The organism is Parashewanella sp. 2304DJ23-3, from assembly GCF_056591695.1.
In genome coordinates this window covers 1,129,292-1,142,147 of record NZ_JBWQOH010000001.1, presented here as the reverse complement: position 1 = coordinate 1,142,147, position 12,856 = coordinate 1,129,292, and the positions used below count along the sequence as shown (strand labels likewise).

The window sequence follows — 12,856 nt, the reverse complement described above, 5'->3', positions numbered from 1 at the left end:
ATCGATATTCAATAATTATCGGTGATATAATTCCGCTGTTATTTCTTTAAGCCAGAGGCGAGTGTGTTAACCAATCCTTCTCAATTGATCTGTCGAAATCAAGAATATTTTAAGAATAAGAGCGTATTGTTGCTTAACCATGAGTCTGATCAGTTACTCGATGAGTTAAAGCACACCGCAGAGCACATCACTTCATTAGCTTTAGACTACAACCATTATTTAGCCGTAAAACATCATCAATCTGAACAAGTCGATTGCCAATTCGGTCATCAGCTGTCAGATAAAAAGACATTTGATTGCGTTGTCCTTTACTATCCTAAAGCTAAACCTCTCGCAGAGTATCTGAATCAACTGGCCGCAAATCATTTATTAGAAGGTGGTGAGCTGTTTATTGTTGGTGAAAACAAAGGTGGGGTGAAATCGGTTCCGAAACAACTGCCCAACTATTTTTCAACGGCGAATAAAATAGATAATGCCCGACACTGTCTGCTTTATGCTTCAGAGTTGGAAAGTAAAGCACCGCCAGTGGAGCTTAAAGATTGGGTGACTGAGTACCACTTGCAAATACCTCAAGGTGAAATAACAATCTGTAACCTTGTTGGTGTATTCAGTCAAAAACAATTGGATAAAGGCACAGAGTTGTTATTGGAGAACCTAGCAAAGCTCAACGGGCGAGTCTTAGATTTTGGTTGTGGTGCAGGTGTGATTACTGCAGCTTTACTAAAAGAAAACCCAGAGCTTCAACTCGATTGTGTTGATATTAATGCGATGGCATTAGCGTCTTGTGAAATGACCATGATGGCAAATGGATTTAAAGCGAATGTCTATGCTTCAGACGGTTACTCGAATGTCGAAGGTAAATTTGATGCTGTGATCTCTAACCCCCCATTTCATGATGGACTGAAAGCAACCACAGATATAGCTGAGCGCTTTGTGAAAAATAGTGCTGACTCTCTCAAGAAAGGTGGTGTATTCCAAATCGTGGCAAATCGTCATCTTCCATATTCAGAAGTGATTGCTACCAATTTTGGCGACGTGAATGTTTGTGCTGAAAACAATAAATATAAAATTTATCTCAATAGGAAATAGAGCAAACCAATGGAACTATTGAATATCGATTGCTTAGGGAAACCGTTAAGGTTAGAAGCTTCTCTTGCAGGATGGCAGCAAATTTTTTGGAATAACCAACTTGTAGCTGGCCGTAACGCAGATGAACAAAATGAAGGTCAGTTTGTACATGAGTTTGAACTGACTTCGCAACCGCAAATTGGTGTTGAAGATCACAGCGTTGAGCCTCAAGTGATTAACGTTAAACTTGAGTTTGATGTTAAATGGCAACCCTTTAATATTGATTACCAATTGTTTGTGGACGATCAGCTCATTGAAAATGGTGAGCGAAATACCAAGGATATTGAGCAGCAAACGCCAGTAGCACCGAGAAAAGAAGCACGTAAACCCGGTTTAATCGGTTTGGCTTCACTGGGTTTAAAGCTACTTAAAAGCGCTAAAGTGATTAAAGTAGTATTGGCAGGTGCAAGCTTGGCGGCTTATACGTGGCTTTTTTCATTCCAGTTTGCTTTAGCATTAATTGGTTGTTTGGTCGTGCATGAGTATGGTCATGTTAAGGCCATGAAATACTTTGGTATGAAAACTAAAGGGTTTTATTTAATCCCATTTATGGGAGGGATGGCACTCAGTGATGAGAAGGTAAATACTCGCTGGCAAGACGTGGTGATCTCCATTATGGGACCCACTTTTGGTTTGTTGTTGTCAGCTCTATTTTTGCTGGGGTATATGGTTACCGACAATATATTCTTTGCGGGTTTAGCGTCGTTAAGTGCACTATTGAATCTATTTCAAATGCTACCAATATTGCCACTGGATGGTGGTCACGTGATTAAAAGTATTAGCTTCTCGATGAACAGTGTCACGGGATTAGTCATTTGTGTTGCTGGCGCAATGTTGGGTGTCGTCATTTGTTATTATTTCGGCTTAACATTATTTGGTTTCTTGCTGGCAATTGGTTCAATCGAAATTGTGTTTGAATGGCGTGCTAGACACCAAAGTCATCTCTTACCGCTCGATCGTTACGGGCAAATCTTTTCTGCTATCTGGTATTTGTTAACTGTTGCAGGCTTCATTGGGATCATTTGGTATTGCGCCATGATGGGTGATGAATTGATGTCGTTGCCTCTCAAAATTTTACAAAGCTAGGGCAAATTGGTCATTTCTACTGCGTTATCGCTTGTTTATTTGGAAACGAAGTAACGACAGTTTTATATGTCGGTAATAACCAAACCGCACAAGCGCAGCCTTGCATAAAACAACTACCAGACAATAAGTTATTGTCTGGTAGTTGTTTCGAAAATTTATTTAAAGTTTTAGCTGCTTGAGTTGATGAAAATCGAACGCATACTTGATGTTGACGATGACTTTATCTTTTCCTTCAAATTCATTCATTCTGATAAGCGAGTAGAACTTATTGCTATAGTTATGATTTGCGATAATAAGATGATGTTTTTCATTGCCATCTAATTCGAATCTGCCATCAGGTTGCACATCAGATACTTTGTCTAAACTGTCAAACAACCTAGAGCTATCATAGTAAAATTGGGATGCTTCTAACTGGTATCTCAGAGCTTGCGCCATATTTGCTGTGAGCTCTTTGTCTGAAAGACGTTCATATTGCTCCTTGGTCTCAAGCCACTCGTTGATTGATGCTTGAATATTGTCAGAATTCTTAGGGCGTTCAACATATAAACCGTGTTTCAAATTCAGTTCTTTAGCTTTTTGCGTTCGACGCTTTTCAACATTTGCTATCTCACTTTTGACGTAATCGCTTGTTAGTTGTTGGGTAACGAATGTGCGACTAGCTAAGCGAATGGTATTCTTATCCTCTTCTGTTAGTCCTTGAAAAAGCTTAGCTTTGCGTTTTGCACTGTGGGCTGGAAGTTGAAAGTAAGGGCAAACTTGCTTTTGTTTAAAATCAATAGATTCTGCGTAAACATTATATTGATAATTCTCATGCTTGTTCATACTTGTGACTTGCTCTTGGCAATTTTTGAAGCCTTCGAAAGCATCTAATACGACAAAGTGGTTTTTGCGCAAGATTTGTCTCGAAAGACGACTAGGACGGCCAGTTTGAGCTGTTTGTATTTCGTCGAACCGAGTCGCAATAGTCTGCTGTAATGTCTGAAAGTCGCTTTGAGCTTTTACATCTTGGTTTTGTAATTCTTGAATTTGTTTGTCAAATTCATGAGCAATGTTGTCAATTTCTGCTTCTTTAACTTTGGATTGTTCTTGCTCGATTTTTGCCGTAGCAATTTTGCCATCAAGTTCTTTGATTTTGTCTTGATTAAGTGACCTCTCAATTTCAAAAAGGTCTTCTTCGTCTAAGTTTTTATCAAGAAAATAAGGTGAGTTTGATTGGTAGCTGAGTACTCTATCACTGTCGATATAAGTGTTACGTAGCTCGGCAAGTGCTGAAAGAGTGAGGTTCTCAAAGTCATGGTTCTTTAAGCTCCTACGCCAGTCAGAAAAGTCATCTTCTGAAATAGAATAGACCGATGCATCTCTCGTCGCTTCTTCAACTTGATATTCGTACCCAACAATTGCTCCTGAATCTGGGTAAGGCGCAAAACAAGCTGATAAAGTGCAAGCTGTGACAACAGTTATCAGTAATTTAGTGGCTTTCATTTGTAATCCTTTACAAGTGGTCTAATGAGTTAATCCTTTCAAGACGCGCACTTTAGAGTAATTAATCCACAAATGCAATTATTTTATACAATATCCAATCGTTAAGTTTTTATGACTAAAGAAATCTTTTTAGAGCTATTAAGATATGATGTGCGATAAATTGTTATTTGCTTTAGGTTCGCTCTTTAGTGGTGCAGTAACGATAAACAAACGGGGACGTCTAAAGTTATTTCAAGAAAGAATGTAATGATATTGAGCTTTCACTGACTCTAGTATAACAATAGCCATTTAAGTATATCTAATAACACCTTGTTCAGCACTTGTTGGGTAATAAGATATTACTATTCAATTAAATCAATTTAGAAACACCACTAATGACACTTTCTACTTTAGCTGGTCGTGAACTTAATGAAGCATCGGCTCAAGAACTCCTTGGTATCAATCAGGCTGTAAAAGGTCATGACTTCTCATTACAAGAAATTAATTTTTTGCAGTCAAAAGAGGCGCATAGCGTTAGTCATACCACAGCTGAGGCAATGAATCAGTTTTTAGGGAGTGATAATGAAGAGAGTGATAAAACATTAACTGATCACCAGTTTACCCCAAAAATAAATAAGGCTGAATTAGAACATAGTGACAATAATTGTTGTGCTCAGGAAGTTGAAAAAACTCAACAACACAAATCTAGCAGCGAAGGACAGAAAACGCCCATAGAACCAACATCGATTCAAGGATCTGATATAGATACTTCTTTTGAAGAAGATAATGGGGTTAGTAGAGAAGGGCTCAGACGGACGGTAGGTTCTGCATTATCAGTAACCGAAAAATCAGAGAGTCTTGAAGATTTAAGTGAGATAGAGAAACCACAGCAAATGCCTCCGATAGAAAATGGCAGTGATGAAAGCTCACCTTCCGACCAAATGACCGATAGCCATTATGTAGATGGCAAGCTTCCTGAGCAACAGAAACCTCTTACTTCCTCAGCTCGTGCAAGTTTAGCTCATTCAGGCAGCATTACCCAGGAAGAGATATCGACCGAGCTAGAAGGGCCTCTCCTAGAGGATGAAATAAATAATGAGTTCTTGGCAAGTTTTATGTTGATCGATCAAGGAACCATAAAAGTAGCTCCTTTTGAAATGAAACAAGGAGTGTGTCGAGATTTAGTTCGTCTGATTGAAAAACCACCAAAGGATATCGGGCAAGTTTATATCACTAAGCTCAAAATACTGAGTATGAATATGAATAAGCTGGATTTAAAAAAAGCTGATAAAGAAACATTAGCTGACTTTGAGGCCAATTATACCAAAATAGTAAAGTTATTATCTGACTCTGACATCCCGCTTTATATCAAGCGGTTAGCTATACTTCAGTGGTGTACAGGTGAAGAGTATCCCAACGGCAACCTCGCTCTTTTGACATTGAGCTGCGAACGAAAAGGTTATTCCGAACCATTACGACAAGTTAGAAATCTTATTTTTGAACAAATGAAGCAATACCTTAAAGCTCAAAATCTAACTGATGAAGAATATGCTTGGGCTACATTTCGCTTGGCGAAATTGTGCGGCAATATTGATGCTAAACCACCAAAGCAGCAACTTGGATGTGATTCGAATAAAAACGTGTTGCAAATTGTGGAAAAACTAAAGGAAAACCAATCGACTTGGTTTTCAAGCCGTCGACAAGTTACTTTGCTCTTAGAACAAATAAGTGAAAGTGAAGCTGTAAAACCCAAAGGAGAAATTGCATTAATTCGTGAGTTAGAAGTTTTTACTGATGCTCAATTTTCGACTGAAAATTACCAGCGTTACTATCTTGTTACCCCTTCCAAAACTGATAAAGAGCTGAAGCAGCAACTGTGTCAGTTATTAGGGGTGTGGTATATCATTTCTTCAGACAACGAAGTTTCTGAATTAACTTATGAATCCGTGATCAATGCAGTGATAAGTGATGAAAGGGATAAGCGTGATGTTTGCTTGCAGGCCATCACAAAAACCAAGTCAATCCAAGAATTAAACACATTGCTTGGCGAGTCCTCTTTTGAGGATCAAAATCCAATAATTCAATCTTATGTTAAACAAAGAGTTATAGAACAAATAGCAAAATTACAAAAACAACAACATTGGGCTTATTCAGAGAGTGAGCTGCAAAATTTGAGTTATAAGCAGTTAAAGCGGGAAATTGGAAATGAAGTTGTTCTGCAGGGTATAGAGCAGGTTGAGAACAAGGACATAAAAAGCTTGGCTGAAACTTTAAGAGATAATGTTTATTCTGGGTGTGATGCTTTTAAACAGCAAAGATTAGAACGATGTTGTGCAGTATTCTCAAAGCTCTATAAACAGGATACCTCAATTTCAGAAAGCATTTATCTTAAAAATAGTTTATTGGATAGTTCATATAAGCCTGAGTTGCTTGCTTTAACGCTCAACTGGTTAAAAATGGAATATATAAAATCTACCAAATCAGATGTTTATTATGCCACTTCAGTTAAAGCATTAACTCAGGTTATTGCAATGCGGTGTCTTAAATATCAACTATCAGGAGTGTGTCAAAAGTGCGTATTAGATATCGAACAAAAGTTAACCCAGTTTTTGAATGATGGTTCTTTAACACCAGAAAGTCTGTGTGATGCACTTCCCGTGAGCTCAGAACATGCTCTATATCCTACACTTGAGCAACTGTTATCGAAAACCGTAAAAAGGGATCTTCAAAATATAGAAAAAGCTGAATCTGACTCTTCTGTTAAAAGGAGCGAATGTTTTCTTCAGCTTTTATTGCGCATAAATAAACTGAGCATTTCAGGACAAATTCGTGATAATAATCATAGAGAAGTGACGAATAGAATGGTCACTGAGTGCAGATGGTATGACGACGCACAAGATTTTTGTAAGTCTCAAATGAGAGCCGAGCCTGAACTGCTAAGGTTCTTGTTACAAAGTTTCTACTTTGTTTGGGGAAGAGAAACAGTTGAGGACAACAGACCTTTTATTGGTGATAAGTCATTAGAGTGTTCTCGTCAGCTTTATAAAACTAAACCTACTTATACTGAAACACAGAGGGTAAGAGTGCCTTTGTGCTTAAGTGAAACGGAGTCCGATTTTTACCTGATGCAGCTGATATCAGAGGTGAATATAGACTTCTGGAAAGAATGCCCGCAGCCACTAAAAGATGGTGCGCTTATCGTGGCAGCAAAAATAAAAAATATAGAGTTTTTTCACCTACTGTTACTTCGTAAAGCCGACCCCAATTTTGTAAGTCCCGAAGGGCAAAAAGCAATTGCCCATTGCGTTGTAGGAGGCTTTATCGCGGGATATGAAAAGCTGCTGCCCTATACGAATTTGTCTAGTATTGTAGATGAAAGGCGACAAGAGAGTATTGTACATAAAGCAGCGAAAAGTTGCTGTTCTCAAATGTTTATGAAGGTGCTTGCTGATTATGATGCTCGCTTGCAGCAACCTGTTTTTGGAGAGAAAAAAAGAAAAACAGAGCTATTAGAAAGTAAAAACTCAGTCAGCTTATCAGCATTAGATCTTGCTTTACTTAATGAGTTTGAGTCAGCTATTACTTATATGATTGAAAGGAAAATTGATTTAGAAACTCGGCAAAGGTTTCATAGCCTTGTACCCGGTAGCGAACATCCAAAACTACGTTATCACCATTTAGATTTAAATCCATTTGAATTTGTCATCAAGCATTTTAAGTCCAAAGCAGTAGCAGCTATTGCCAAAGGCAATTCTGAACTATTGGAAGCAAAAGGAATGGATGGTAATACCCCATTATTATACGCTGCGATGCATGGTGACTATGATTGTGTTAATGCGCTGCGTCATTGTGGCGCAAAAGTTAGTTCAACTAATTCGAAAGGACAAGGACTTCTTCATTGTGCGGCATATAATTCTAGAAAGGCTGTATTTCATTTGATATGGAATTTAAGTGAACTTAGTGAGGTAAAGTTTGATAAAAAGATACCAAATCCGCTTGAAATTGCACTTACGAATGCAGGTACCCCCGCATCTACATGCCGAACCATTATAAGGAGTGGTGCGATATTGTTAACAGAGTCAGGTCATAGGGAGATCAATGCACTTCAGTATGCAGCCGCATTTTCGACATCTGTAGAAAAACTCGATCTTGTGCTTGAGTGTTTCTTAACATTGGGAAGTATCAATGCGTATGGAACAAGTGGCCAAAATCAGAATACTGCTTTAGATCAGGTACGAAATGATTTGGGTCTAAAACAACAGTTTCTCAATAGGTTAAAAAGTAACGGTGCATTGATGGGCTCTGAGATAAGACAACAGCAGCAAGCAAAGAGAGACGCAGACGAAGAACAAAGACTGTTAATATTCAATCTGCAAAGAGATATAAAAACGTTAGCTTGGGAGTATACAAAGCTCAGAGCAGAAGCTGAAGATAAACTTGGTTGGCTTAGTTTTCATGAATATCCAAACTCTGACGTAGCTAAAAAGTACAAAAAGTAGAGGGAAACAAGATACTTCCTCATACTATTGCTTTATTGAGTGTTCGTGATCTATAACTGCTTCTACTTTACTTTTAAGGTTTTTTAGGCCCCATGCTTCCCCAATCGAGATGGCCTCCTCTTTATCTTTACCATCGCATGCAAAAGCCGCTAAAGCCATCATTGCTCCGTTTCGATTTGCTGACTTGCAATGAATGACAATGGTCTTATTGTCACGACTTGAGAAAAACCCTCTCACTTTTTTAGCATTTTCTAATGTAATGTCACTCTCCCCGGAAACGGGGATATTTACATATTGAACGTTATAGAATTGGGCGAGATTTTGTTCATGTTTATTTTCACTTTCAGCTGTGTGTTGACTGATGGGTAATAAATCTAGTACCACAACATCACCTGCTTTGTGCAGTAACTCATACGTCCTTTGGTTTATCAGCCCCGTAGAAAAGTGTTGTTTCAAAGGGGCAGGCTGAAATACGTTTACTACACCCGTTTGCTGTATGCTTTCAACCGTTAAAGGGGAACGATTATGTGTTACTGCTGGCTTGTGAGCATAAGCGGTGGTAGAAGAATGTAAGTTCGGACAGCTCGATGATCGTTGGATCGACATAACATATAAGCTTGGCAAATAAATATTGTAATTATCACCTTGCCAAGCTGAATCACCGCTTAATCGAAAATATTATCCCATATATTTTCTAGGTGTTTAGCAATGTTAAAGGCCATCAAGGGAGGCACTGCATTACCAATGACTTTATAAGCACCTGAGGCGGACAAAGAGTAATCATGATTCTTCTTGGTAAAAACAAATTCATACTCATCTGGAAAACTTTGAATACGGGCACATTCACGAACCGTTAAACGGCGTTCAATAAGCCCTTGTGTCAACTCATCATGATTTTTACCACCGTATTCAGCACGTAAGCGGCGATATTCAATATTACCATGATGCTCGGCACGAATAGTTGGTGCTAGCCCTTCTTGGTTCACTTCTGTTTGCCCTTGTGTTCCTTTACAGTACTTCGCTTTTGAATACTTTGCTTGTGCAGGATCTAAAGTGGCCTCTGGCTCCTTTAGGTTCGCAAACACTTGCTTTGATTTTGTAAAATGATGCTGAAGTTCAGTAGGATCTGCTGAGTGAGTTTTTGGCGGGTAAACATCAATCTCGCCTGCTTCAACTCGAGCAATGATCCCAGGCTTTAAGAATGCTTTATTTAAACCGATAAAAATAATTCGTTCACGATTTTGAGCAACACCGTAATTTGCTGCAGTAAGCACTTTTGCAGGTACGACTAAATAACCTGAACCCACAGTTCTAAAGTCTTCTTCGATGATGCGTTTGGCGTCACCCAGTGAAATCAAACCTTTTACATTCTCTGCGACAAACACTTTAGGGTTTGTGATTTCAATCACTTGGCGCATCCATAAATATAAACTGCCGCGAGACTCCTCACTGGAGACTTCACCGTCAATTTTATTGTTATGGTTTTTGTGAGACTGAAATCCACCTCGCTTTCCTGCCACGCTGAAATCTTGGCATGGGAAGCCACCGGTGACGACGTCAACATTCTCAGGGAAGACTTGTTCACCCGCTTGATGACGTTTAACTAATTCGACAATGCTGGTGGTGTGAAAAATGCGCTCAACATCTTTACCTTGGCTTTTAAAAAAGGTTTTCCATGCGGCTTCAGCATAAGGGAGTATATCGTTGGCGAAAACGGTTTCGAAGCTGTTTTTATTTAGCTTTACTCGATGTTCATCAAGGGGGATATACCATTCATTTGGGTGCATATCCCAATTAATACAGGCGCTAGGGACGGTGAAGTTGCCCTCAAAGCCCAAGTCCATGCCGCCACAACCACTAAATAAAGAAAGTAATTTTTTACTGTTACTCATGTAAGTTTTTATTATTCCTAATGATGCTCTATGCCAACGGTGATACGGTTCAACAGTTTCGGCTTTATATTGCAAGACAGTTTATCATTGCATTGGCTCACTAAGGTGAGTTACTTGTTACTACTGAATGCTTTTAAAGTAAATAATGACGATAAAAAAATGATGTACGCAACAGAAACCATTATACTCTCACGCTTTATTTTAACGATGAGTAATTACTAAATACATGGCTGTTCTTGATATTCTTACTGCTCCCGATGTGCGATTAAAGCAAGTTGCAAAGCCTGTTACAGATGTGAAGCAGGTACAAACGTTAATTGATGATTTACTCGAAACCATGTATTCCACTGATGATGGGATTGGACTTGCTGCAACGCAAGTTGGTTCTGAGTACGCTGTTGTAGTTATCGATATTTCGGATGAACGCAATGATCCATTAGTGTTGATTAACCCTAAGGTTACGGCTGGCTCTGATAAAGCCAAAGGGCAAGAAGGTTGTTTATCAGTACCTGATTATTATGCGGAAGTTGAACGCTTTACTTCAGTAACGGTTGAAGCTTTAGATCGTAATGGGAAGGAAATTACTGTCAGCAGTGATGAGTTTTTAGCTATCGTTATGCAACACGAAATAGACCATCTTCATGGCAACTTATTTATCGACTATCTATCTTCATTGAAACAGCAAATGGCAATGAAAAAGGTAAAAAAATACGTTAAGTTAATGGCTAAACAAAAATAGCCTAACGAATTTATCAATCATGGAAGAGTTTCACATTAGCCGCATTCATACTCCTCAAGGTATTTTTAGAGTAAGCGGCTACTTATCACTGATTTCAAATAAAGTTGAAGCCACTTCACTTGAAGTGATGGGAACGGATGGCTGGGTCCAATTAGCCCTAGAACGCTCTCAAACGTTAATTGCGGAATTAACTCCCATTCTACTGTCACATTTCCGTGACGAATCTGTATAAAAACTCACACATTTATATCATTGAACTGTCATTGACAATCTTATTTATAACCATAAAATACAGCTGCTTACAAACGACTCAAAGGGCAAACTTACTGAAAAGTAAGGACGCAAAGTGACAGCACTCCATCAAATTGATAAGTGGGCTGCTCTGCTGAGTTTTAATTTTTATTAAAACTTTTCCCGAAACAAGGAATGTGAAATGAGTTTTATAAATAACGCACCAATGAGTGCGCTTATCGCTACGTTACTTACAGGCTTTTGCTCTACTTCTGTGGCTTCTGAAGTGGCTAATCCTGAAGATGATGCCAGAATCGCTTCTCAATATTTTGAGCGTTATCATGATCAGTATGATCGCTCTACTTACCGAGGTGACTGGGGTTTAATTGATGATCTTGATATCCGTGACTTATTAGAAGAGCACGGGGTTGACAAGTTGAACCCTGAAATCAAAGCCCTCTTCACAACTGATAATGAAAACGGTAAACCTTGGAACCGTAAAATTCAATTTGACGTTCAATGGACCAATAAAACACTAGCGAAAATGTACCCTGAACAGTGGGCTGTGATTAAAGCAACAAAAAACCGTAAAGATCGTAAACAATTAGTGCGCAATCTACGCATGAATGCTTGTGATGCGCAAATGGAAGTGGGCAATGCAAGAGTTTACGGTGTTGATTCAAACAGTAATGTTTTAGAAATGGATAGCCATAGAACTGCAGGTTGCCCAGCAGGTGTTGCTGTTGGTACGTCAAAAATGCGTACCTTTATTTCAACGGTACCAAATGCTGAATACATGCTCACCGTGAAATATCAAAAGCGTGATTACAACTATGAAAAGTTTGGCGTTAAAAACCAGAAACAAGCTTATAGAGATCTCATCGTTCGCATTAACTCAGAGAAGCATAAGTTACCGCTAACAGAGGTTGAAGGTGAACCACTAGAAGATGGCTTCAAAGTTAAACAAATTCCGTTTACCGCTAGCCGTTTCTTTACTGCGATCAAGTTAAAGGACAGCGGTTATCCTGACAGCTATGGTATTTTGATTGATAGTGTTGTTGTTGAAAAAGTTGCCGACAACCCTCGCTTAGAAGAGTGCCGTTCATATTATCCACAAAATAGTAAAAAATTACGTAAGTGTTTAACGGGTGACACTGAACCAGAAATGATGGGCTGTAATCTAAATGAAGCCAATGTTGTTTGGAATCAAGGAGCAAACACTTCTAATGATCCAAACCGCAGTACTAAAGAAAATATTTTTAGTGCAGCAGACAGTAGCTTTTTGTCATTAGGTATGGCGGGTAAAGTTAACTTAAAACTTCGTGGAAATAATGTTAGAGCGGCATGCCCTGCTGAAGGCAAAACGCTACGTTTAGCTGAAGTAACATACGGTAACAGAGCTTTCGAGCAATATGCAGAACAAGCTTCTGTGAAGGTTAAACTAGTACGTTGTGAAAACGAAGCACTAAATGGTTGGAATTTATTAGCGAATCAGAGTCAGGACGCTGTAGATAACGAAGAGTCGGTGATTACCAATCAAGATTTTGAGTTTGCATTTGATGGCGCTTACGCTCAATGTGCAATTTCAAAAATTCAAGTGAAGGACACGTCTAATCTCATTTCTGAAGATTACTCTGGTTACGTTGTTAATGGTAATGGCTTTGATCTTTATAATCTAAGAATTGAAACGTCTGCGTCAGAATAATCGTTAAAACTTTTAAAAATACCTACTTTTGCTGAAAATATCTGAGTTAGTCGAGGTAGGTATCGCTTTTAAGAGTTGTTATCAGATACAAAAAAACCGACGTTAAAGTCGGTTT

The 12,856-nt window shown here is 38.7% G+C and carries 9 protein-coding genes and 1 riboswitch; of the genes, 6 read left to right on the top strand and 3 right to left on the bottom strand.

The window, feature by feature from the left end:
- Nucleotides 1-63: 63 nt before the first annotated feature.
- On the top strand, nt 64-1,089 hold the full coding sequence (locus tag AC1EU2_RS05035; RefSeq protein WP_480296891.1) for a methyltransferase: 1,026 nt from the start codon (nt 64-66) through the stop codon (nt 1,087-1,089).
- Between the two features lie 9 nt (nt 1,090-1,098).
- Nucleotides 1,099-2,214, top strand: a complete 1,116-nt coding sequence (locus AC1EU2_RS05030; RefSeq protein ID WP_480296890.1) for a site-2 protease family protein — start codon at nt 1,099-1,101, stop codon at nt 2,212-2,214.
- Between the two features lie 159 nt (nt 2,215-2,373).
- Here AC1EU2_RS05030 and AC1EU2_RS05025 read toward each other — a convergent pair whose 3' ends face one another.
- Nucleotides 2,374-3,696: an OmpH/Skp family outer membrane protein gene (locus tag AC1EU2_RS05025; RefSeq protein WP_480296889.1), complete on the bottom strand. Its 1,323-nt coding sequence runs from the start codon at nt 3,694-3,696 to the stop codon at nt 2,374-2,376.
- 374 nt (nt 3,697-4,070) lie between these two features.
- On the opposite strand from AC1EU2_RS05025, the gene AC1EU2_RS05020 reads away from it, so the two are divergent.
- Nucleotides 4,071-8,174 (top strand): hypothetical protein, encoded by a 4,104-nt coding sequence (locus AC1EU2_RS05020; RefSeq protein WP_480296888.1) that lies wholly within the window; start codon nt 4,071-4,073, stop codon nt 8,172-8,174.
- Nucleotides 8,175-8,198: 24 nt separating this feature from the next.
- Here the strand turns inward: AC1EU2_RS05020 and AC1EU2_RS05015 are convergent, their stop codons facing one another.
- Entirely contained in the window at nt 8,199-8,780 is a 582-nt protein-coding gene (locus AC1EU2_RS05015) for a protein-tyrosine phosphatase family protein (RefSeq protein WP_480296887.1), read from the bottom strand.
- Between the two features lie 59 nt (nt 8,781-8,839).
- Nucleotides 8,840-10,066 carry a DNA cytosine methyltransferase gene (locus AC1EU2_RS05010; RefSeq protein WP_480296886.1) on the bottom strand — a complete coding sequence of 409 codons (1,227 nt, stop codon included), beginning with the start codon at nt 10,064-10,066 and terminating at the stop codon, nt 8,840-8,842.
- Between the two features lie 226 nt (nt 10,067-10,292).
- On the opposite strand from AC1EU2_RS05010, the gene def reads away from it, so the two are divergent.
- The 3 genes from def (at nt 10,293) to AC1EU2_RS04995 (ending at nt 12,741) form a co-directional block, all read left to right on the top strand.
- Nucleotides 10,293-10,805 carry a peptide deformylase gene (def, locus tag AC1EU2_RS05005; RefSeq protein ID WP_480296885.1) on the top strand — a complete coding sequence of 171 codons (513 nt, stop codon included), beginning with the start codon at nt 10,293-10,295 and terminating at the stop codon, nt 10,803-10,805.
- A gap of 19 nt (nt 10,806-10,824) precedes the next feature.
- Nucleotides 10,825-11,037 (top strand): hypothetical protein, encoded by a 213-nt coding sequence (locus tag AC1EU2_RS05000; RefSeq protein WP_480296884.1) that lies wholly within the window; start codon nt 10,825-10,827, stop codon nt 11,035-11,037.
- A 74-nt stretch (nt 11,038-11,111) separates the two neighbouring features.
- Nucleotides 11,112-11,195: riboswitch (cyclic di-GMP riboswitch) on the top strand.
- A 43-nt stretch (nt 11,196-11,238) separates the two neighbouring features.
- Nucleotides 11,239-12,741 carry a hypothetical protein gene (locus AC1EU2_RS04995; RefSeq protein ID WP_480296883.1) on the top strand — a complete coding sequence of 501 codons (1,503 nt, stop codon included), beginning with the start codon at nt 11,239-11,241 and terminating at the stop codon, nt 12,739-12,741.
- Nucleotides 12,742-12,856: the final 115 nt, after the last annotated feature.